Source organism: Paenibacillus sp. FSL F4-0125 (genome assembly GCF_038008565.1).
Classification (GTDB): domain Bacteria; phylum Bacillota; class Bacilli; order Paenibacillales; family Paenibacillaceae; genus Paenibacillus_AQ.
Window position 1 is genome coordinate 3,386,436 of record NZ_JBBOZJ010000001.1, and the last position, 22,582, is coordinate 3,409,017.

Genomic DNA, 22,582 nt, shown 5'->3' on the forward strand with positions numbered 1-22,582 from the left:
CTGAGGCGTGATTGCATTCCAAAATCTACTCATAAAGAACGAATCATCGAAAACTTTAATATTTTTGACTTCAAATTAAACCAAGAAGATTTGGAAAGAATAGCTCAAGGGATGTTCCAAAAGCCTTGAAAAGGCTGCTGGGGCACCCTTTTTTGACCTGAACTAACCCCGTACGATATGAAGTTGTTTTTATAAAGTGATGTCTTATTATTGAAATAAGCTTTGAATGACTAAATCGTCACCTTCTGTGTCACTGGAAAGTCACTTTGGAGAGCTATACTGATTCCATCGACTTATGGAAGGAATTGTGAAGTGATTATGGGAGTTAAATTGCGCAAAATTCTTGTTATAGGAACTATTTTGTATACGCTTTTGATCTTATATTTTTTGTTTCTTGCTTTCAATAGAGTAGAGCATGCAACAAGCCAGTATGGATACACGTTTATGTTGATTCCAGAAAGTGTTCCGCTTCGTTTTCCCAATCTCACTGACCTATCCTTTTCTTGGATTTATAACTTTGGGAACATCGCTGCCTTTATTCCTTTTGGCGTATTATTGCCCTTGTTGTATCATACTCATTTTAAAAAGTTTATTTGTTTGTTTATCTTAACGATTTTTGTATTGGAGACACTTCAAGCTTTAACTTTTTTAGGTTCCTTTGATGTAGATGATGTCATTTCCAATACGTTAGGAGCAATGATCGGATTTTGCGCCTATAAGATAGGATTTATTTCAAAAATCACTTGGAAATCACTTATTAAATCGGCTTTAACTGTTGTTGTTCTATTGATTGGAATCATGGGAATCTCTGAGATCATTGATGTAACTCTAGAGAAAAGTGAAAGACCTATACAGGGATTACAAACACTGAAACAACTTACTGGAAGTATGCCCATCACGCATGATCTTCCCAGCTTCGCTATTGCAGGTGAAAAAATCATACCAAAATTGAACTTGTATAGCAGTGAGGGTAAAGAAATTAAAGAATACAAATACACTTTTGATGATAAAAAAGAGGTGTTGCTATATTACAACTTTGGTTTCCCTGATCATGTTGATTCTAATAGTGAACTCATTATTGCAGTTGATGGTAACGTAATGCTTCAATCGACTGAACAATATAGTCCACAAGCTGAGCTTATAAATACATCGTTAGTTACCGTAAGTGAAATAACCATTACCCTCAAAGGGAATGTGAAGCTATGGGATGTAGGATTCAGTGAAATGAAACACTGGTGGGAATGAGGAGTTAACCCTTCGTTAATTTTATTAACGGAGGGTTTGTTTTGCTGATCAACTCATATACATATTCCTGTATACAGCCGGGGTAAGGTTTTCGAACCGTTTGAATGTTTTAATAAAATAACCAGTATCACAAAATCCTAAATCATCGCTCACTTGATTAATAGGTGCGTCAGTGGTTTCCAGCAACTGCTTGGCCCATTCAATTTTGAGCCTGGCAACGAAGAGGGAGAAGTTCTCACCTGTTTCTTTTGTAAATATGCGACTGAAATAACTAGGGCTGATATGACAAAGCTTGGCCATTTCTTTTAGGTTGAAATTTTCATTTTTGTGCGCATAGATGTAATCGAACGCAGGCTGAAGCACTGAATTTGTAGAGAGGAACCTTTGAGCCCCATTTTTCAATTTGGTCTCGATGAGCGCCCCTGACAGTTCTTGCTGGATAGATTGGATTTTGCGATACGCACGGTCTGTCTCGTCAAAGGTTTCTGCTGAAGCAGTTGTGTCAATATTTGAGGTCAGCACTCTTTTGTACAAATCAACTGTGGTACGTTTCTGAATGGCTTCTTCTACGATATAGGTGCTCAACTGAAGCAGCAGATCAACGCACTTCGTTACTTCATCATAGGATAAGACAGGGAGTGCATCGTAATCCTCTTTGAGCGAATTAAACTTCTTGTTCGCCTCAACATTAGGTGGCCTAGATACAATCTGCTCCAGTTGTGACACGTCAGGTTCACGAAGCTTAAGCTGTCCGGCCATAATTGCACCCAAATATTGATCGTCAATAATAATTGGAATGGCAATATCGATAATGTTGAAATGGCATAAGTAAATATAAGGCTTGTTCTGGCGAACAGCTTCAATGCCGGCACGAGCATCACATTTTTGACAGTACTGAGAGAGGTTAGAATCCTGACGCACGCCTTGACAGAATGGCTGACAGAAGCTGTGCTTAGTCACAGGAACACCTTTATAATCAACGGTAAGGATGGCCATTTTAGTGACAAGTGATAAGGAGTCCTGCAATTTCTCCCATTTCTTCAAATCAATAATTTCTTCTAAATTAAAGCGAGATTTGGGCATCATGATATTCTCCTAGGAAAGTTATAGAAACATAATGAACATTATAGCGAATTTATGCACAAAAGGACAAGATAATACAATTTCTAAAAGAGTGGACAAAAAAACATGATAAGAAAACGCTTTATTTAGACCTTATTGTTTCATGCATATCGAAATTGAGCAATCTATAATAATAACTATATACAACCTAGGAGGAATGAAAATGAGAAGAGCGTTTATCAGTCCGACGAAATATGTGCAAGGTGAGAATGAACTTTTGAATTTAGGTTATTTTGTAAAAACCTTCGGTGATTCTGCGCTGCTCATTGCACATCCAGATGATGTTACACGTGTGAAAGATAAATTGGAATCCACTAAACAGAAATTTAATATAACGCTTGTTGAAAGCGGCTTCCATGGGGAATGCTCAAGACAAGAGGTTGCAAGATTGCAGGCTCTAGCCAAGGAACATCAATGTGCATGTACGATTGGTTTGGGTGGAGGTAAGGCGATCGATACAGCAAAATGCGTAGCAGAGGGAGAAGCGCTGATTATCGTTCCGACAATAGCAGCCACGGATGCACCAACAAGCCACTCTGCAGTACTCTATACCCCAGAAGGCGAATTCGATGATTATGCTTATTTCAAGCAAAGTCCAAGTGTAGTCATGATCGATACAACAGTCATTGCCAAAGCGCCAACAAGATTTCTTGTTGCTGGGATGGGAGATGCACTGTCCACTTATTTCGAAGCAAGAGCTACCGCGAATTCTTACTCCAATGTGAATGCGGGATTACCTTGCGGGGTTCGTGAAGGTGTTTGTGGGGAAGCTAAAGGAACAATAACAGCGCTAGGTCTTGCCAGACTGTGCTATGACACTTTGCTTGAAAATGGATTCAAGGCAAAGCAGGCCTGCGATTTGAATATTGTAACACCAGCCTTAGAGAATATCATTGAAACGAATATTTTATTATCGGGACTGGGCTTTGAAAGTGGAGGCTTGGCAGCGATTCATGCGATTCATAATGGTTTAACAGCATTAGAGGGTACGCATCATTATTATCATGGTGAGAAGGTAGCCTTCAGTACAATTGCTCAATTGGTGCTTGAAAATGCGGACCGTACGGAATTAAGAGAAGTATTGGACTTCTGTCTGTCGATTGGTCTTCCAGTGTGCTTAGAAGATATCGGAGTAGAGCATGTAACTTACGAAGAACTTCTTGAGGTTGCTAAAAAAGCTTGTATTGCTGAGGAATCCATTCATTCTATGCCATTCCCAATTACGGAGGAGGCGGTAGCATCGGCGATTATGGCTGCTGACCAACTAGGCCGTCAATATAAACTAAGTAAGGAGCTTTAAGATGAAGAAAATTATGAACAAGCCGGAAACGCTAGTCCGGGAGATGTGCAACGGACTTGTCTTAGCGCATCCTGAGCTGGATTTCAATGATAAATTTAAAGTGATTTCTAAAAAAGAGATCAATGCCGATAAAGTTACGCTTATTAGCGGTGGTGGAAGCGGGCATGAACCAGCCCATGCCGGGTTTGTAGGTAATGGTATGTTGGATGCAGCCGTGTGCGGTGATGTGTTTGCTTCTCCGTCTCAGATTCAGATCTATCAAGCGATCCGCCGTTCTGCGAGCCAAAAGGGTACATTGCTGATTATTAAAAACTACAGCGGTGACATCATGAACTTTAAAAATGCGGCTCATCTCGCAAGTGAAGATGGTATACAAGTGGAATATGTCAAAGTAGACGATGACATTGCTGTTGAAGACAGCCTGTATACTGTAGGGAAACGAGGGGTTGCCGGAACCGTTCTCGTTCATAAAATAGCTGGGGCTGCAGCAGAAGCAGGGCTGTCCTTGACGGAAGTGAAAGAAGCGGCGCAACATGCGATTGACCATGTTCGCACCATCGGCTTCGCCTTTACATCTTGCACCGTTCCTGCCAAAGGAACTCCGACGTTTCATATCGAAGAGGATGAGATGGAATACGGTGTAGGAATTCACGGTGAACCTGGAATTCGCAGAGAAAAAGCCGTGTCAGCGGATGAACTGGCGCAGCGAATGGTTACGTCCTTGCTGAGCAACTTGCAGATGAAAGATGAGTCACAGCAAGAAGTTGCTGTTCTAATCAATGGATTTGGTGGAACACCACTGCAAGAGCTTTATTTGTTGAATAATTCTGTGATCCGTGAATTGACGGCCAAGAATAAGAAAGTGTTTAAAGTATTTGTCGGTAACTATATGACTAGCATCGATATGGCCGGCGCATCAGTGTCGATTATGAAGCTGGATGAGACGCTGAAGAAATGGTTGTCTGCTCCGTGTGATACACCGGCATTGTCGGTTAAAGGTTCATTTGAGCCCGTGAACTATACCGAGATCATCAAGGAAGAGAAAGCAGACAGCACGGTATCTTTCAAGAATAATACGAATGCTGAAGCAGCGGTAATTAAGAACAACCAGTTCTCCTTGCAAAATATTGTTTATTTGATTGATCAAATGAGTGAGGTCATTATTGAGAATGAGGTGCCTTTCTGTGAACTAGATGCCCACGCCGGAGATGGTGATTTTGGGATGAGCGTAGCCAAGGGCTTTAAGCAGTTAAAAGTAGAATGGGAAGATATTTTAGCTCATCATCTCAGCAATATCGGTGATTTCCTTGATGCTTGTTCTTTGATCATTATGGAGCATTGTGGTGGAGCATCTGGACCGATCTGGGGATCGGGCTTCCGTGCAGCGAGCAAGACTGCGCAGCAAAAGCAGGAGTTGTCCATCCAAGATTTTGCCAATATGATGCAAGCTGTAGTTAAAGGGATTCAGGATACGGGTGAAAGATCCTTCGGGAGAGGTGCTGTCGTTGGAGACAAGACATTAATTGATGCGCTGGTACCTTTTGCGGATGCCTGGACACAAAGCGCAGAACATGGTGATGATATTAAAATGGCAGCAATCAAAGCTGCGGAAGCCGCAGTTCTCGGTGCCCAGAAGACTTCGGACGTCGTTGCCCGTATGGGAAGAGCAGGTACGGTGGGGGAACGCAGCATTGGGTATCCGGATGCGGGAGCCTACGCGCTTGGTGTTATATTCACAGAGCTGGCAAAAGCAATGAGATAAGTACGAGAACGCACCAAGCAATTGAATAGGATTAAAAACAGCAACAGTCATTGACTGCTGCTGTTTTTATTTATATGCTTATTTTCTTAACTTACCTGGTAATGGGATATGCCTAATCGACTCAACTGGATGGTAGAGTAACATCCATGGACCTGAGAAACGCATAACTTCTTTAATTCTTTGCCGATACTCCTGTTTGTAACAATGGATAGGGCACTTTGCACATGCTGTTTTGTCTTCCCCGAATTGGCAGAGAGATAATCTTTTTGTTGCATATTCATTTAAGTCCTGACATTCCTCGCATAACCCTTTTTGATGATGTTTTTTCTTACAATATATACGAATCATTTTTTCAACAATTTCTTTTTCTTTTCGAATTTTCGGACCATCATTCAACTGCCTTTTTGTTTGTGCTGCCATGTTAATAAGAATCCTTTCAATGTTATAAAAATGTATTCTACGATAACTATATCATTAGATTTTAATGGGAGCGGGTACTTATTTAACATTTCTATGGCATTTGCTATGAAAATAAGTAAAGAAACTTGTGGATGAATGAGGTAAAATCTTTTAGTGAAGTGAGGGCGGAAAGTATGAGTAATATAAATACTGATCGATACATTGCACAATTAACAGGTAGTGATGAACTATGGGAACCTTTGTGGGGACTTAAAACCAGATTAACGGAAACAGAATCCTATTTATTAAATTCATTCCCGGTACGCAGACTGCAGTTTATTCATCATAGCGGATGCAGCTACATCAATACACAACATGTCGCCACCCGGTTACAGCACACTCTTGGAGTGTTTTCTTTAGTTGCCTACTATTGTCCGGATTGGTATGAACTAAGGATTGCTGCACTATTACACGATATTGGACATAGCCCCTTCAGCCATGTTTTAGAACAGATAGAAGGTATTGATCACCATAAAAGAACAAATGAGTTGCTATATTCCCCGGAGATATGTGATATCCTTACAAAAGATAATTTTGAACCCAGTGTGATATTAGATTTAATTGAGGGTAATACAATAAGTCCCCTACGAAATAAAGATAATAAGATCCATTTGGATCATCTGGATTCATGGGTGAGGAGTGCACAAATCACGGGGCTTCTACAATCACCTGCTCAGCTATTACCTAAATTAGAATTAGAGGGCAACTATATTTCGACGGATGTTGATACTGCTGAGTTATTAGTACAATTTATTATTTCTGAAGCAAAGTTTCATTGTTCGGAAGTTAATATCGGGCCGAATGTTATTCTAAAACATTTAGTTTCTAAACTAATCGATCATAACGTTGTAGCTGTCGAGGCTATCAGTGAGATGACGGATTCCAGGCTAGAGACTTTATTATTAAGCTGTGAACAGACAAAAGAAGAGGCTAATCGCTTGTTTTACCATTCACAAGAAATAAAGGTCAGTCGTAAAGCAGAAAACGATGGTTCCAATCAATACAGTTTTGTTCTGAATAAACTATATTTATCCGAACCCGTCATCAAAGATGGAGTGGTCTTAGTTAATTCATTAACTTCATATCCGATGCTAGAGCGATTAAGTTCGTTTTTGGGTACATACCTTATTAGTTGGAATGACTAAATGATTGTGAGTTGATGTTCTTTATGGCCACTTTAAAATATCTATAGTATGTTTCAACATACGATTTAGGCGATTTCTCCGTTCCGTTATTAAATCTGTGTTCTTTAACGTATCATGGATGGGAATGACCTCAGAAATTTGTTTACCGCCTTTTATTATCCTTCTATCGACGCAAGTTGGGATGTAATTTATGTCCGTTATACTCGTGTTACCATTATTGTCCTTTTTAATGGTGAGCGTAAGAATGATTCCGCTTTGTGTAAATGGATTATTCTTAAGCTTAGTTGAAACAAAATTACCTAGGGAATAACTAACGAATTTCTTTTTCCCCTGAACGGATATCGGTTGCAGCACGTGTGGGTGAGATCCCAAAACGATGTTTGCACCATTCTTAAGAAAGAGGCTTGCCAGTTGCTTTTGCCTCTTATTAGGTGTGTACTGATATTCTTTTCCAAAATGCATATAAAGTAAGACCAGATCGACTTTCTTTTTTAAATCTCGAATTTCTCTAAGTATTTTATTGGTTTCTATCCGATTGACTAACCATGGCTGTTGAATAGGTACAGGGATTCTATTGGTTCCTGCAGTGTAAGAGAGGATTCCAATTGTAATCCCACTAACGTTTTTGATTAGCGTACGCTTTGATTCTTGTACGGATCTTGATGTACCGGTATGATCGATTCCACTACGGTCTAATACTCGTAATGTCCGAATCAGACCCGAGGCACCATAATCCATACAGTGATTGTTCGCTGTTACTAATACATCAAATCCAGCTTCTTTTAGCGCCGGTGCTAATTCATCCGGGCACTTGAATGTTGGACCGCCAGATCGTAGACTTTTTCGACATTCTCGTCCGTTTCCTGGAAAGGTGGTTTCGAGATTACCGATGGTTAGATCCGCCTGTCTTAGATAAGGAGTTACTTTTGCGAACAGGGGCGTGAACGAATAGGTTCCGTCCGATTGTTTAGCATCAGAAATAATGTAACGCTTGACCATAAGGTCTCCTACAGCAGCTATTTGTATTTCGGTCATCTGTATCCACCTTTTTTCGTTTTCATATAGAATATGGAAGAAAGGTGTTATGGGTTATTTTTTTGGCAAAATGGACATCAAGTAATATACACTAATTTTTTTGAAAAGAAGAGGGAAGCTTTATGCAAAGGATTCAAGATTCTAAAATGTACTTTATATTTATTCACATCTTTCTGTTGATTTTATTGTGTACCTCCATGTATGCCTATTCTCCGTGGATTCGTACGAAAGTGAAGGAAATTCTTGAGCCAGCGGACAAAGTATATACCATTGCTCACCGTGGCGCTTCAGGATATGCGCCTGAGAATACTATACCTGCATTTGAACTTGCCATGAATATGGGGACCGATTATATCGAGTTAGACATACAGTTAACTAAGGATCGTGTTCCTGTAGTTATTCACGATGAAACGATTAATCGCACGACGAATGGAACGGGTTATGTTAAGAATTTCACCTTGGAGGAGCTTACGAAATTAGACGCCGGCTCATGGTTTAACGAACAGTATCCCATGTTTGCTAGGGATCAATATGCTGGATTACGTATTCCGACTTTAGAAGAGGTATTTGAAACGTTTGGAAAAGATGTGGACTATATGATTGAAATTAAAGAACCCGCTTTGAATCCGAACATCGAAACCATCTTAAACGAACAAATTGAAAAATATAATCTGTCAGATCATGTTTCCGTACATTCATTTAGTGAGACGAGTTTACGTAGATTGCATTCCATTAACCCAGAGATTCCTCTTTATCAAATTGTTTGGTATAATATTCCGGTTTATAAAATACCAGAATCTTATATCAACCGAGTAAAAACGTATGCAGTTGGCATAAGTCCTAACTTTCAAAGAATAAATTCATCCTATGTTGCACAGGTGAAAAATTCTGGGCTAAAGGTATTTCCATATACAGTGAATTATCAAGTCAATATGGACAAAGCCGTGATTTGGGGCGTAGACGGGGTACATACCAATTTTCCTGACCGTTTTAACGAAGTGATTAAGAATAATAAGAAGTAAGGAAACCCTAATTCATCTATCGGGAATTCATATTCCAAATACATCGATTTCGGAAACAGGAAACCATATTTTTGAATCCACATCTTTAAAAAACACTTGAATAGTATAGGTGCCTTTTGTATTAAAGGAATAAGTAAACTCGTTGGTTTTGAACCAGAAGTTTTCTTCACTTTTCTTAATTTGTTGATTATCTATGGTTTCTGTTTTATCCGTAGGATCGGTGATCGTAAGTTTTATATCTGATATTTCTGTCTTCAAATGATCCACTTGTAATAAAGTTGAAAATGCAAAGCGGGCAGGACTTTTTACCTTACCAAAGATCTCTCCATTGTTATCAAGCAATACCATATTCACATTTGGCTTGTAGATTCGAACCTTTTTACTTGTTTCGTCCAAAGTAATTAAAGCAAACAAATTTTTAGAAAGCTGTTCAGCAGGTAAGAGGATATCTCCCTCGGATAATATTGCTGCCTGTTTTTGAATCGCGTTATTGAAATAGAATGAAACTTCGGATTGGTTTGATGCGGCATAAATTATTGTTCCCGGTAAAACCATTATGCAAAGTACTAATACAGTGAGTTTTATTGTTTTTCTCAATGATTTCCCCTCCTATAGAGCTTTATGTTAATTATACCCATAAGATGGAAGATAGTTTCTCTTGTGGTATGGATCTATAAGAAGGGATCATTTGCAATCTTCAGTGAGCAGAGAAAATGTGAGAATAGGGGCAAACACGCTAATTAGAACCCTCTCACCTTGCTAGGGGTTACTTTTCTATGCTTTTTGAAGGTTCGGCTGAAATAGTAGATGTCGCTGAAGCCAGAAGTGGTAGCGATTTCAGAAATTGTTAACTGGGTATGCCTTAACAAATAATCTGCACGGTCTAAACGGATAGCGTTTATATATTCTGATATCGTATGCCCAGTTAATTCCTTGAAGAGACGACTGAAATGGAAGCGGCTTAACCCTGTTAGTGCCGCAAGTTCGTTAACTTGAATCGGCTCCTGGTAATGGGTATCGATATAACGTAATACAGGTGCGAAGCGTTCGACGGTTTTACTGCGTCTTTCTTGCTCAGCCTGTGAGAGTACGGTGACGATATGTCTGCGCAATAGCAGCGTTAGCAGACGGTATAGCTCCGACTTGACAGCCAGCTCATACCCAAATTCGCGAAGTTCCAGTTCTCGAATAATCGCCAGTGCACAGTCTGTAATGTGCTGATCCCCCCGAATATGGTTACGTAACAGCAGCTGGTTCTGCTGAATGGGGGCGATGAACTTGGTCTCGGCAGCGTCGCTTACCGCACTATGCAGCAAAGAAGTATCTGCAATAATTGCATAATACAATAAATCAGAAGAAGCGCTAACTCCATAATGCAGCTCATTGCTGTTCACGGCAACTAAGTCACCAGCCCTGACCCTGATTGGTGTCCGTCCGCATTCAAATACTGCCTCACCGCTTTCAATAAATAGAAATTCCAGATGCTCATGCCAATGATGTGAGAACAGTACAACTCCCTCTTGGTTGAAGCGCTGAGTATGTACTTTAATCGGAAACTCGGGATCTGGCATATCCATGGATTCTTGTAGATGTTTATCATAGTCGAGCATATATGGACTGCACCTCCTATAGCACAATTGTACAAATGAAACCGCAAGGCTCTGCATGGTGTTTAGGGTTGAAATCATTATAATACGAATCATACCCAATGCAAAATAAAGGAGCGAGTGTGGATGAATATACTCAAAATCGGTGTAATAGGTACGGGCTCTATCTCCGGTATGCACTTAAGTGCTTATCGGAATAATCCGCAGACGACCATATATGCGGTTTGTGACCTGAATGAAGAGCGTGCACGTGCAGTTGCTACTGAATATAACGTCGAAAAAGTATACACAGATTACCATGAATTGCTGGCTAATTCCGAAATAGATGCAGTCAGTATCTGCACATGGAACAACTCTCATGCTGAGATCAGCATTGCGGCCCTTGAGGCAGGCAAGCATGTGCTTGTAGAGAAACCGCTTTGTCGCACGGTCGAAGAAGCACTTCAGGTTCAGAAGGCAGTGGAAGAGAGCGGAAAGATCTTGCAAGTAGGCTTTGTAAGACGCTATGACTCTAATGCCCAGCTACTTCAGACATTGGTGGAACAAGGAGAATTCGGCGAAATCTACTATGCGAAGGCTACGACGTTCCGGAGACTTGGCAATCCCGGCGGCTGGTTCAGTGATATTGAACGCTCCGGCGGCGGACCTCTGATCGATATCGGCGTCCATGTGATCGATCTATGCTGGTATTTGATGGGCCGTCCGAACCCAGTATCAGTAAGTGCCAATACCTACCGGAAGCTCGGCAATCGTTCTAATATCAAGAATCTTTCTTTTTATAAAGCCGCTGATTACGACGCAGCGAACAATACGGTGGAAGATTTGGCAAATGCACTGATTCGTTTTGAGAATGGAGCTTCGCTGATGGTCGATGTCAGCTTTACACTGCATGCCAAAGAGGACGAGCGTTCGGTGCGCCTGTACGGTGAGAAGGGCGGATTTGAAATTGATCCTGAGATAGTCCTCGTCAAAGAACTGTCGGATACGATTATCAATACCTATCCGCAGACCGATCATAAGGGGTTTGAGTTCAACAGTGCATTCCAGAATGAGATTAACCACTTTGCGAACAACATCAGCAACGGCTCTACACCGATTAGTCCTGTACAGGACGGCGTTACAATCATGAAGATTCTCGGCGCGATCTATGAATCCGCTGCCAAAGGCGAAGAGGTGAAACTATGAAGCTAGGAATTAGTACCTACAGTTTGCATTCAGCTTTTTCAACGGGTGAGCTCACGCTTAAAGGAGTCATTGAGACGATCGCCGATCTGGGCGCGGAGCATGCGGAGATTGTACCCTTGGGCATCAATTTGGTTGAGAATCCTGAGCTAATTGATCAGATTGTACGAACGGCAGCAGGTCGTGGACTAGAGTTGTCTAATTATGCTATCGGGGCGAACTTTGCCGGGCTGGAGACAGCGGAAAGACAGCGGGAAGTCGAACGGGTAAAGCGGGAAGTAGATGTCTGTGCGGCATTAGGTATTAAGAAGATGCGGCATGATGTAGCTTCGTCAGAAGATCTCTCAATTACGCACTTTTTGGAAGAGCTTCCACGTTTGGCTGAAGCCTGCCGAGAAATTGCCGATTATGCCGCAGGTTTGGGTATTACGACCAGCGTGGAGAATCATGGATACTTTATTCAGCACAGCGATCGTGTACAGGCGTTGGTTCACGCAGTAGGAAGAGATAACTTCCGTACAACACTCGACATTGGTAACTTCCTGTGCACAGATGAGAATCCGCTTATTGCTGTGACTAACAATATTAAGCTTGCTTCGATGGTACATTTCAAAGATTTCTATATTCGTCCGCAGGATCGCCAGCCTGGCGAAGGTTGGTTCCAGTCCTCCGGTGGGAACTGGTTGAGGGGTGCCATCGTTGGCCAAGGAGACATCGATATGCCTAGTGTCATTCGAACCGTTAAGGAAAGCGGTTACGACGGATATATCTCTGTAGAATTCGAGGGAATGGAAGAGTGCCGCAAGGGAACAAGACTTGGGTTGGAATACATCAAGCGGGTTTGGAACCAAATCTAATTCATTTTAAGGAGGATTATTGCCATGGTTAAACCAATTATCACTAACAAAATCGGTGTTATCGTAGACAGTTTTCAGGTTGGAGTAAAAGAGGGATTGCGCAAGGCAAAAGAAGCAGGGGCTGATGGAGTTCAGATTTATGCGGTGCAAGGTGAATTTGATCCCGCTAACCTATCTCCGTCAGCCCGCCGTGAATGGAAGGAATACATCGCTTCACTGGGTCTCGAAATTTCTGCCCTCGTTGGAGATTTAGGCGGACATGGATTTCAGGACCCTGCACAGAACCGTTCCAAAATCGAAAAGTCCAAACGCATTATGGAGCTGGCCAAGGAGCTAGGTACAGATATAGTTACTACACATATCGGTATTGTTCCCTCGGACCACACCAGTAAAATTTATGAAACCATGCACATCGCCTGTGAGGAACTAAGCAGATACGCGCATGAGATGAATTCTTACTTTGCGATTGAGACTGGGCCAGAACCCGCTGCGCGTCTGAAGACGTTCCTCGACGGTTTGGGTTCCAAAGGGGTTTCTGTTAATTTTGACCCGGCCAACATGGTGATGGTGACTGGTGATGATCCCGTGCAAGGTGTTCATACACTAAAAGATTACATTGTACACACCCATGCTAAAGATGGTCTCAAACTTGCCGATATCGATCCGCGCGATGTTTACGGTCAATATGGTTATGAAGCACCCGCATTAGACCATGAGAAGATGGCTGAAATGGCCGAGACCGGCTCGGCGTTCCGTGAAGTTCCACTTGGAGCAGGTTCTGTTGACTGGAACAACTATCTGCAAGCGCTGAATGATATCGGTTATACAGGATTCCTGACCATAGAACGGGAAGTTGGCACTAATCCAGAGGAAGATATCCGCCAGGCTGTGAATTTTTTAAAGGGCTTTCGGGTCTGAATGTGGTAGTAATAAAGATTAAATCGTTCATCCAATCGTTAGGATAAAAGAGAGCTGCCTTACAGGAGAACAGGCCTGTACGGTGGCTTTTTAAGTATCTGATCCAATTGCTACAGGCTAGGTTTGATCTAGATAATACTTTTAATAGGTGATAAATCTCATTTTTTGCAACTTTATCCTCTATTTGGCGTTAAAGAAGAGAGAATACGAAGGGGGAGCCTATATGAAAAGGATAAATCTACTAGCCCTTTTAGCAGTCATTTCAGTAATCATTGTTGGATGTATAAATACAGGGAATAAGGATAAAGCGAATCAAACGCTGATCGATATAAGCTCTGTTCATTCCATAACAATCCAGAGCGATAGCGGTGAATCGATGACCCTAACGGACATCAATTTAATAGAACAATTCAATGAAGCTATACATACTGCTGAGTATGACAGCGCCAAGCTTGATATTGCAGCACCTGATTATGAAGCTATTGTTGAAATGAAAAATAAAGAAAACGAAAAGTTCTCATTCTGGATTAAGGGCGATAATCATGGTCTTTTCACCAAATCAGGACAAAATGGACATTACAAATTGCCGGAAACAGAAAAAGCAGTATTGCTTCACTTATTTCAAACAAATGATCAACAAGATGAAACCGATAATCTAAAGATCGATGAGGACATAAAGCGAATTACAATAGCGAACTCTTTAGCACATGGTGCTGTGAATGCTAACATAAAGGAAGAATACATAGATCATGAAACCATAGAAATTTTCGTCCGAGCCATCCGTAACGCTGTACAAATACCAGGGATTTTAAATACCGCAACTCCTAACTACGATATTGTTCTAATTTCAGATAATCATAAATATGCCTTTCATTTATGGATTAACGAATCAAGTGAGCAAGGCATGTTAATGAATGTGAACGAAACGAGCACAGGTTACAGCCTTACTAAGGAATCAACTGCCGAGTTAAAAAAGATTACGTTCATGGCTTCAACATTTAAGGGGCTGGAGTTTAATGCAGTACGGAGCTCAAATGGAGATCTGGTGGCTAAACCAATAGGCATATCCGAAAATAACTATATATTAAACGGTGGGGCAGTGGTTGAATTACAAGGAATCTTATATCAGACCATTCATTTTTTCTATGGCGACCACAATGCAATCAATGCTTTGCTAGCCCATGATCCTGCTACGGATGAAGTTAAGGTGAAATGGAGTGATGAGCTGAACGATTCCAATAATCGTTGGAACAATGCCTTTATGAACAACTATAATATGCTAATCCCGTTGGACGAGGATCATCTATTATTTCTGGAATCGGATCTGACGAAAGAAGCTGGGCAATATCATTTGTCCTCATATAATGTTGTTACAGGAACCATCGAACGACTTCGGGAAGACTTTTGGCCGCTTTCTGATGATTATGATTACATATATAAATTTCAATGGAAAGCTGAAGAGCAAAAATTGTTTATGCAGAGTTACCTCGGTAATGTATGGATCTTTGATCTGAAGAATGGAAAGGACGATGTCCATCTTCTGAAATATCGCGTAATCCCTCATTCGACGACTGGGGCGCCATCCCTATTTCTTTCACCAACCTTTAAGAGATTTGTACATGATGATGAGAGCGGGCTGTTAACCTTTTACGATAATAAAGGAGCTTCGCTACATACTGTACCGTTACCACAAGAGCAATATGTACCTTCTGAGAAAATAAAGTGGAACCCGGCGGGCACGATTGCTTGGATGGATACAGCAGAGATCAACCAAAACCGAATCCATGACATCGATATCGATTATTTGAAAATAGCTCCACAAAAAATTATTTTTTATAATCAGGATGGGCTTCCTATCAGCTTTATTAAGACTGATAGCGACCAAGAAGATGCAGCGGTTGAAGTTGTAGGATGGATGGACGCTAATGTAGCTGTGATAAAATCCTATTCAGTAGAACTTTTGTACAAGGATACTATAGGGCTGAAGGTTAAGAATGTTTCCTATTATCTCTATGATGTAAAAAAGAAGCAGAGGGGTGCAAGCTATTCGTCAATTCCCTCAAGTGCAACCGTTACTACAGATCAACGAATAGATGATGCCGATAATGAAGGGAATATCACTGTAAGTTCTAAGGAAATCACCTACAAAAAAGGAAAATAAAAAAGCCTCGGGAAGCTTCCCGAAGCTTTTTTATTATTTCAAGACATATTAATCTTCGTCATTGATAAGCTGCAAGTGAAAAGTGTTTCGAAGGAAACGCAGGCACGCAATGAGCTAGTATGAACTCAGAGTCTATATTTATCCTGCTGTAGTACGAACTAAAGGTAGTAGATCTAGTTGGAAACCCTGTACCAGGGTTTCGCCGTTCATAAGATCGGTCTCATACGCCCGTTTGAAGCCTAAGCGATAGTAGAGCTTGATTGCTGAAGCCATCATTTCTGAGGTATGCAGATTTAAAGTGGCGGCACCCAACTCGCGGGATCTCCTTGCAGCTTCGTGAATCAGATGGGTCGCAACGCCGAGGCCGCGAGCAGATGGGGACACAGCAAGCAGGCGCAGGATAGGGGAGTGAATACCTAGCTCTGGCTTACCGTAAGCCGTTTCCGAGGAAGAGAACAATAGTGCGCTACCAACGATTTGCTCATTGAGCTCAGCGATGATTCGCACAATTGGGGCATCTCCATGGACGGAATCAAGAAGCGATTTCCGGTATTCCAGCCATAACGGTTCGGGCATGATCTTTGAATATTGGTGGTAAGCGTCCAGTATCACTTCAGCGATGGCATCACGATCATGATTCTCAGCTTCACGGATAATAATCTCTTGTGACATATTCTCGCGATCCCCTTTCAATTAAATGTATAGTTCATACGAATGGAGTCATTATATACGATAATTCCGAGTTATATAAGGGGTATTTTATAATCTTGATAAATGAATAGAAAAGCTTTATATGAAATAAACATAACAGTCGATTACAAAGGGATTCGTTAACGCTTCTTCAGTTCAAACGTTGAACTTATGTATTAATTATACGTCGGATTTTTTAAAATCCGATTATTTTACACGGAATTTAAGTTGACAAAAAATGGGGGCGTGAATAAGATATAAACAAAATCTATAGGAAAGCAACGCTATATTTCATTGTTTTTTCATCGGAATAGTAAAGTTAACAGAAATTTAGGGGGAATAGGGATGAACATTGAAAATATTGAGGCTTTTGTCTACATCAATCATTATGGAAGCTTCAACAAAGCGGCCGAAGTCCTATATATTTCTCAGCCGACAGTTACGGCACGGATTCAATCGCTCGAAAGGGAATTGGATTGCAGAGTGTTTGATCGGTTGGGTAAGCAGATTAGCCTAACGGATAAAGGGAAGCAATTTCTTCCCTATGCCCAGCAGATTCTCCAGATCTATCAGAACGGTAAACATCAGGTTCAGGCCAAGGGGCATATTCCGAATGAGCTGAGGATTGGCAGTACTGTCTCGGTTTCCAATTATCTGATGCCCCATCTAATGCTTCATTTGAAGCGTAAGTATCCGCATATCACGATCAAGCTGATGACAGCTTCTACGGAAGTGTTGATTGATAAACTGAAATCCAAAGAGCTAGATCTGGCTTTTATTCGGAAGGTCGTAAATCCAGCCATTCAAGCCTTTCCTTTCTGCGAAGACCCCATTTCGTTGTATGTAGAGAAGGGGCATCGCTTAGCAAAGGCACAACGTACATCGCTGGAAGATATTCGCCAGGAGACGTTAGTCTTTTTTGAATGTGGGTCTTTAGATTGGATGCGGCTGCATCGTGTATTTGAGAGCATGGAACAGCCGCCGAAGATTGAATATCAGGTGGATAACCTGGAGACGGCCAAGAAGCTGGTGTTGAAAAAAGCAGGCATATGTTTTCTTCCGGCACTCAGTGTACAAGAAGAGGTATCGGCAGGGACGTTAGTACGGGTGGATATTGCGGAGACGGAAGGTATCTCCTTACGAACCAGCCTGATTTCACTTAATGGTGAGAACGCTGAATTCATAGAAACTCTACTTGAACTCGGGATTGGTAAAACGGGAGATCGACTAATTGTATAGATGTATTAAAAAACTCTATTAGCGCATCGGCACATGCAGTGATAAAGTTAATTGCATATAATCACGACTATTTCGATAGGAATTATAAATTTAATTCGAAAGGATGGAGAGCTTGCGATGAGTGAGACATACAGGCTGGCAGAACTGAAAGATGCGGAGAATTTGCTAGAGGTTACATACCGTGCTTATGAGCTGATTCGTGAGCTCGGGCTGCATTGGCCGGCGGCTACAGCTGGCTTGGCACTTATTGAAGACAATATTGCTACGAATGAGTGTTATGTGCTTGAAGTTGATGGAACGATCGTTGCAACGATAACACTTTCAAAAGAAGAAGAGATTAAGAAGATTAGCCCACTTCCTTTTATTAAATGGTTTGCTGCTCATCCGGATTACAGTAACAGAGGTTATGGTGGAAAGCTTCTGGATTGGGTGGAAGAGCACATTATTGCTGGACAATTGGGTTCGGCTGCGGTCACGCTGGCAACGGCGAAGAAGCACCCATGGTTAGTTCAAATGTATGAACGCCGGGGGTATGAACGGTTTCTGGAGCTGGACCAGCAGAATGGTGACGGCATTATGTATCTGATGAAAAAAACACTTATAGATAAACCACAATTCATTCAAAGGGGATAGAACAATGAAAAAGTCCATTTCACTAGTAATTGCATCGTTATTGACTCTGGCGATTGCCGGTTGCGGAAATAGCAGCACGAACAGCAGTAAGAACGGAAATGTGTCTGATGCCACAACACCAGCTAATGCTTCGGAAAAGGTAACTAAAATCATCGTAGGTACGGGTACTGCTTTTCCGAAAGTCTGCTTCATAGATGAGAACGGCAAGCTTACAGGCTTCGATGTAGAACTGCTCAAAGAAATCGATAAGCAGCTTCCAGAATATGAATTTGAGTTTCAAACCATGGATTTCAGTAATTTGCTGCTGAGTCTGGAAACTAAAAAAATCGACCTTGTCGCCCATGTCATGGAGAAAAATCCAGAGCGGGAATTGAAATATTCTTTTAACAAAGAAGCCTATGCCCACTGGAGAAACCGCATCGTAGTGGCGAAGGATAATGATTCGATCCAATCACTCGATGATCTTAAAGGAAAAAAGGTGTTAGTCGGTGCGACAAGCGCACAAGCGCAAATTCTGGAGAACTACAATAAAGAACATGACAACGCAATTAATATCGTGTATCAGAACGGTGCAGCGAATGATACCGTCGCACAGATTAGTACTGGGCGTGTGGATGCTACGCTAGCTGCAGATTTTGTCCTGCCGATCATTGATCCGCAGAGTCAGCTAAAAGCTTCGGGCGACGAGCTGTCCTCCGCAGACATCCTCTATGTTTTCCGTAAGGATGATGCCGATTCACAAAAGCTGTCAGATGCGATTGACAGTGCAATTAAAGAGCTGAAGACAAACGGAACACTGGGTAAGCTGAGCACGGAATGGCTGGGTGCGGATGTTACTGCGGATTCGGTTAAATGATTGAGCCGGTGAGCACGGGAAGGGAGGGAATATATGGGCGCACAGTTTGATATCAGTTTTGTATTTTCGTTTTTGCCTAAGTTACTAGGGACTTTAAGCACCACGCTTCTGATTGTCGCCTGTTCTCTACTGACAGGAATTATTGTCGGCTTTCTCGTAGCTCTGCCAAGACTTTATAAAGTGCCTGTGTTAAAAACCCTCTCCGAAATCTATATTTCTTTTTTTCGGGGAACTCCGATTCTTATCCAGCTCTTCTTGTTTTATTATGGTTTGCCTGAAATCATGAAGCTGGTCCATGTGGATATGACCCGAACTCCAGTACTTGTCTTTGTGATTCTGACCTATGGTCTGCATACGGGAGCATACATGTCCGAAATGATTAGGGCTTCTGTGATGGCAGTGGATAAGGGGCAAGTGGAGGCTGCATATGCTGCGGGAATGACGGGGTTTCAAGCTTTTATACGAATCGTGCTGCCCCAAGCGCTAGGTATAGCAGTTCCGGTATTCTCCAATCTAGTAATTGCACTACTGAAAGATACGTCATTAGCTTTTACCCTCGGGGTGATGGAAATGTCAGGTAAAGCTCAGACGCTTGGCAGCCTAACACAGCATTTTATTGAAACGTATATCGCGCTTGCGCTTATCTATCTGGTCATCAGCTTTACGATTGAGAAGCTGCTGCTTGTAGCAGAACACCATCTGCTGAGGCATGAGAAACGGAATACACCGGAGAAAAATTTGTATAAAATCAACAAAAGCTGGTCCTACCGTCGCATTATTGCAGAATTAGGAACGGGCAAAGGAGGTACCGGATTATGAAACTAGACCCATCGTTTATATGGACCGCTCTGGTGCAAATTCTGAGTGCAATTCCTACGACCTTATATATTACCTGTGTCTCTGTGTTAATTGGTTTTGTGATTGGTGTGGCTGTAGCCTTAATCCGGCTATACAGAGTTCCACTGCTCTACCCGTTGGCAGTTGGTTATGTAACTTTCATCCGAGGGACTCCAATGCTGACGCATCTGCTGCTTATATATTTTGGGCTTCCTGTACTGATTGATGGTCTGGCGGCGCATTTCGGCTGGAGCTTTAGGTCGGTTTCGATTCCGATGATCGGTTTTGCTTATATTTCGTTCTCGATTACTGCTGGAGCTTATATGTCAGAGGTCGTCCGTTCCGGTCTGCTCGCTATGGATCGTGGTCAGCTAGAAGCGGCCCACTCTATCGGTATGACTACTCCCCAAGCACTGAAGCGGATTGTTTTTCCTCAAGCGCTTGCGGCAAGTCTGCCTAATCTTTCGAATTCAGTAATCGGTATGCTTCACGGATCTACCCTAGCTTTTACCGTTTCGGTGGTGGATATCAATGCTAAGGCACAGATAGTGGCTTCGACGAACTGGAAGTTTTTTGAGGCTTATTTAGCGGCAGCGCTGATCTTCTGGGTACTAACGTTTCTGATCGAACGCGTGACGTCGGTCATTGAGAGAAGGATCAATCTGTACAATCGAGGTGGAGTAGCATGATCAAACTTGCACAAATTTCGAAGTCATTCGGTCGGAATCAGGTGTTAAACAATATAGATTTAACGGTGACGAAGGGTGAGGTTGTCGTCATTCTCGGTCCCAGTGGCTCAGGCAAAACGACTCTCTTACGCTGTGTGAATTATCTGGAGAAGCCAAGCAGCGGAGAGATCGCTATTGGAGATTTCAAAGTAGACTGCAAACATGCTCGTAAAAAGGAGATTCATCAGCTTAGGCAAAAAACGGCAATGGTATTTCAGCAGTACAATTTGTTCCGTCATAAAACCGCGCTGGAGAACGTGATGGAAGGGCTGCTAATTGTCAAAAAGCTTCCGAAGGACGAAGCGAGAAAGCGGAGTATTTCACTGCTTGAAAAGGTTGGTCTTGCCAGTAAGCTTGACGCTTACCCAAGTCAGCTATCCGGGGGTCAGCAGCAGCGTGTAGGGATTGCTCGAGCCTTGGCGCTTGAGCCAGAGGTTATATTGTTCGACGAACCAACATCGGCGCTGGACCCTGAGTTAGTGGGTGAGGTGCTGGCTGTTATCCGAAAAATTGCCAAGGAAGGTATAACAATGATTGTAGTCACCCATGAAATGGGGTTTGCACGCGATGTGGCAAATCATGTGGTTTTTATGGACGGAGGCGTCATTGTTGAAGAAGGAACGCCGACAGAGTTGTTTAATCATCCGCGCGAAGAAAGAACGAAGCAGTTCCTAAAGCGGATCACACCTGAATTTAACTATTCCATATAGGAGGAAAAACAATGGCTATTACAATCAGCGTACTCGATCAAAGTCCGATCTATCCGGGAGAAACGCCGGAGGAAGCATTCCAGCATACCATTAAGCTGGCACAACTGTCCGAGGAGCTTGGATTCCAACGATTCTGGGTTTCCGAGCACCATGACTCCGAGCAGGTAGCTGGTTCGTCCCCTGAAGTACTCATCTCACATCTGCTGGCCAAAACAGAGCGCATTCGCATTGGATCAGGTGGCATTATGCTCCAGCATTACAGCCCGTATAAAGTGGCGGAGAACTTTAATGTACTAGCTACGCTGGCTCCTGGCCGAGTGGATCTTGGTGTGGGACGTGCTCCCGGCGGTCTCCCGCGCAGCACTCAGGCACTTCAGCAAGGAAGGGCTGAATCCCCTAGCCTAACGGACAAAATCATCGAGCTGGAGAAGTATGTACATAACCGGCTTGAAGAAAACCATCCGCTGGCAGGGTTGAAGGCAGGTCCCCTTCCTGGTACTCCGCCTGAGCTATATGTACTTGGCGCAAGTGTAGGCAGTGCAGAGATTGCTGCTGAACTTGGATTACCTTATGTATTCTCCTTATTTATTAATAGCGATAAGACAGTAGCGCTAGATGCTATTCGTGCTTACCGCAGCGGTTTTGTTTCTTCACAGGGCAGACAACCGCAAGCAATTATCGCTTTAGCACTAGTGGTGGCTGATACTGAAGAGGAAGCGAAAGAACTGGCAGGCGCGCATAAGTTGATTCGGATTCAGCTGGCAAGCGGAAAGAAGCTAACTGTTGGGACTCAGGAACAGGCGGAAGAATTTGCCCGGCAGAGTAATGAAGCCTACACAATTGAAGAGCTGGAACCAGAGATTACTAAAGGAACAAAGGCATCTGTGCGTGAACAGTTGTTGGGACTTTCGAAAGCATTCGGTGTCGAGGAGTTTATCATAACGACGAATGTACAGCCGTTTGACAAACGACTCCGTTCCTTTGAACTGCTGAGCGAAGCTATCGCTGAAGTGGCGGCAGAAGCATAAGCGGCCGGATCAGGGGCACACAAAAGATCGTGTAAAGGAGGGAGAC

At 42.4% G+C, this 22,582-nt stretch carries 22 protein-coding genes and 1 pseudogene; 17 read left to right on the forward strand and 6 right to left on the reverse strand.

The genetic code is table 11. The annotated features are described in order from the left end of the window. Positions 1-15: 15 nt before the first annotated feature. Positions 16-105, forward strand: a pseudogene (locus NST74_RS14880) (aldo/keto reductase); the annotation flags it as partial. 213 nt (positions 106-318) lie between these two features. Further along, on the forward strand, positions 319-1,245 hold the full coding sequence (locus NST74_RS14885) for a VanZ family protein (protein ID WP_341115897.1): 927 nt from the start codon (positions 319-321) through the stop codon (positions 1,243-1,245). A 48-nt stretch (positions 1,246-1,293) separates the two neighbouring features. Here the strand turns inward: NST74_RS14885 and NST74_RS14890 are convergent, their stop codons facing one another. Continuing rightward, the gene (locus tag NST74_RS14890) at positions 1,294-2,328 is read right to left on the reverse strand and encodes a PocR ligand-binding domain-containing protein (RefSeq protein ID WP_341115898.1); all 1,035 of its coding nucleotides are present in this window, start codon (positions 2,326-2,328) and stop codon (positions 1,294-1,296) included. A gap of 202 nt (positions 2,329-2,530) precedes the next feature. Here NST74_RS14890 and NST74_RS14895 point away from each other — a divergent pair, with 202 nt between their 5' ends. Next, the gene (locus tag NST74_RS14895) at positions 2,531-3,667 is read left to right on the forward strand and encodes a glycerol dehydrogenase (protein ID WP_042127767.1); all 1,137 of its coding nucleotides are present in this window, start codon (positions 2,531-2,533) and stop codon (positions 3,665-3,667) included. Between the two features lies 1 nt (position 3,668). Continuing rightward, on the forward strand, positions 3,669-5,429 hold the full coding sequence (gene dhaK / locus NST74_RS14900) for a dihydroxyacetone kinase subunit DhaK (protein ID WP_341112891.1): 1,761 nt from the start codon (positions 3,669-3,671) through the stop codon (positions 5,427-5,429). Positions 5,430-5,507: 78 nt separating this feature from the next. Here the strand turns inward: dhaK and NST74_RS14905 are convergent, their stop codons facing one another. After that, the gene (locus NST74_RS14905) at positions 5,508-5,849 is read right to left on the reverse strand and encodes a nitrous oxide-stimulated promoter family protein (RefSeq protein ID WP_341112893.1); all 342 of its coding nucleotides are present in this window, start codon (positions 5,847-5,849) and stop codon (positions 5,508-5,510) included. Between the two features lie 131 nt (positions 5,850-5,980). Here NST74_RS14905 and NST74_RS14910 point away from each other — a divergent pair, with 131 nt between their 5' ends. Continuing rightward, a complete protein-coding gene (locus NST74_RS14910; RefSeq protein WP_341112894.1) occupies positions 5,981-7,033 on the forward strand; it encodes an HD domain-containing protein in 1,053 nt (350 codons plus the stop codon). Positions 7,034-7,054: 21 nt separating this feature from the next. Here the strand turns inward: NST74_RS14910 and NST74_RS14915 are convergent, their stop codons facing one another. Continuing rightward, positions 7,055-8,068, reverse strand: a complete 1,014-nt coding sequence (locus NST74_RS14915) for a CapA family protein (protein ID WP_341112896.1) — start codon at positions 8,066-8,068, stop codon at positions 7,055-7,057. Between the two features lie 122 nt (positions 8,069-8,190). Between NST74_RS14915 and NST74_RS14920 the strand changes: the two genes are divergently transcribed. Beyond that, a complete protein-coding gene (locus tag NST74_RS14920) occupies positions 8,191-9,090 on the forward strand; it encodes a glycerophosphodiester phosphodiesterase (protein WP_341112897.1) in 900 nt (299 codons plus the stop codon). A gap of 27 nt (positions 9,091-9,117) precedes the next feature. Here the strand turns inward: NST74_RS14920 and NST74_RS14925 are convergent, their stop codons facing one another. Then, positions 9,118-9,687 (reverse strand): hypothetical protein, encoded by a 570-nt coding sequence (locus tag NST74_RS14925; RefSeq protein ID WP_341112899.1) that lies wholly within the window; start codon positions 9,685-9,687, stop codon positions 9,118-9,120. Between the two features lie 143 nt (positions 9,688-9,830). After that, positions 9,831-10,700, reverse strand: a complete 870-nt coding sequence (locus tag NST74_RS14930; protein WP_341112900.1) for an AraC family transcriptional regulator — start codon at positions 10,698-10,700, stop codon at positions 9,831-9,833. Positions 10,701-10,823: 123 nt separating this feature from the next. Here NST74_RS14930 and NST74_RS14935 point away from each other — a divergent pair, with 123 nt between their 5' ends. The 4 genes from NST74_RS14935 (at position 10,824) to NST74_RS14950 (ending at position 15,815) form a co-directional block, all read left to right on the forward strand. Further along, positions 10,824-11,882: a Gfo/Idh/MocA family protein gene (locus tag NST74_RS14935; protein ID WP_341112901.1), complete on the forward strand. Its 1,059-nt coding sequence runs from the start codon at positions 10,824-10,826 to the stop codon at positions 11,880-11,882. Further along, positions 11,879-12,736 (forward strand): sugar phosphate isomerase/epimerase family protein, encoded by an 858-nt coding sequence (locus tag NST74_RS14940; RefSeq protein ID WP_341112902.1) that lies wholly within the window; start codon positions 11,879-11,881, stop codon positions 12,734-12,736. The genes NST74_RS14935 and NST74_RS14940 overlap by 4 nt, the downstream gene beginning before the upstream one ends. Before the next feature lie 24 nt (positions 12,737-12,760). Further along, a complete protein-coding gene (locus NST74_RS14945; RefSeq protein ID WP_341112904.1) occupies positions 12,761-13,654 on the forward strand; it encodes a sugar phosphate isomerase/epimerase family protein in 894 nt (297 codons plus the stop codon). Positions 13,655-13,877: 223 nt separating this feature from the next. Continuing rightward, a complete protein-coding gene (locus tag NST74_RS14950) occupies positions 13,878-15,815 on the forward strand; it encodes a hypothetical protein (protein WP_341112905.1) in 1,938 nt (645 codons plus the stop codon). Positions 15,816-15,953: 138 nt separating this feature from the next. Here the strand turns inward: NST74_RS14950 and NST74_RS14955 are convergent, their stop codons facing one another. Further along, a complete protein-coding gene (locus NST74_RS14955) occupies positions 15,954-16,487 on the reverse strand; it encodes a GNAT family N-acetyltransferase (protein WP_341112906.1) in 534 nt (177 codons plus the stop codon). 363 nt (positions 16,488-16,850) lie between these two features. Here NST74_RS14955 and NST74_RS14960 point away from each other — a divergent pair, with 363 nt between their 5' ends. From NST74_RS14960 to NST74_RS14990, 7 genes are all read left to right on the forward strand, one after another. Then, complete coding sequence (locus tag NST74_RS14960; protein WP_341112907.1) at positions 16,851-17,744, forward strand: LysR family transcriptional regulator; 894 nt, start codon at positions 16,851-16,853, stop codon at positions 17,742-17,744. A 117-nt stretch (positions 17,745-17,861) separates the two neighbouring features. Next, complete coding sequence (locus NST74_RS14965) at positions 17,862-18,377, forward strand: GNAT family N-acetyltransferase (protein WP_341112908.1); 516 nt, start codon at positions 17,862-17,864, stop codon at positions 18,375-18,377. A gap of 4 nt (positions 18,378-18,381) precedes the next feature. Continuing rightward, a complete protein-coding gene (locus tag NST74_RS14970) occupies positions 18,382-19,233 on the forward strand; it encodes a transporter substrate-binding domain-containing protein (RefSeq protein ID WP_341112909.1) in 852 nt (283 codons plus the stop codon). Positions 19,234-19,266: 33 nt separating this feature from the next. Beyond that, on the forward strand, positions 19,267-20,052 hold the full coding sequence (locus tag NST74_RS14975; RefSeq protein ID WP_341112910.1) for an amino acid ABC transporter permease: 786 nt from the start codon (positions 19,267-19,269) through the stop codon (positions 20,050-20,052). After that, positions 20,049-20,759: an amino acid ABC transporter permease gene (locus NST74_RS14980; RefSeq protein ID WP_341112912.1), complete on the forward strand. Its 711-nt coding sequence runs from the start codon at positions 20,049-20,051 to the stop codon at positions 20,757-20,759. Before NST74_RS14975 ends, NST74_RS14980 begins: the two co-directional genes overlap by 4 nt. Further along, positions 20,756-21,508, forward strand: coding sequence for an amino acid ABC transporter ATP-binding protein (locus NST74_RS14985; protein ID WP_341112913.1), 753 nt, complete (start codon positions 20,756-20,758; stop codon positions 21,506-21,508). Before NST74_RS14980 ends, NST74_RS14985 begins: the two co-directional genes overlap by 4 nt. 11 nt (positions 21,509-21,519) lie before the next feature. Next, positions 21,520-22,536, forward strand: a complete 1,017-nt coding sequence (locus NST74_RS14990) for an LLM class flavin-dependent oxidoreductase (protein WP_341112915.1) — start codon at positions 21,520-21,522, stop codon at positions 22,534-22,536. Positions 22,537-22,582 lie beyond the last annotated feature (46 nt).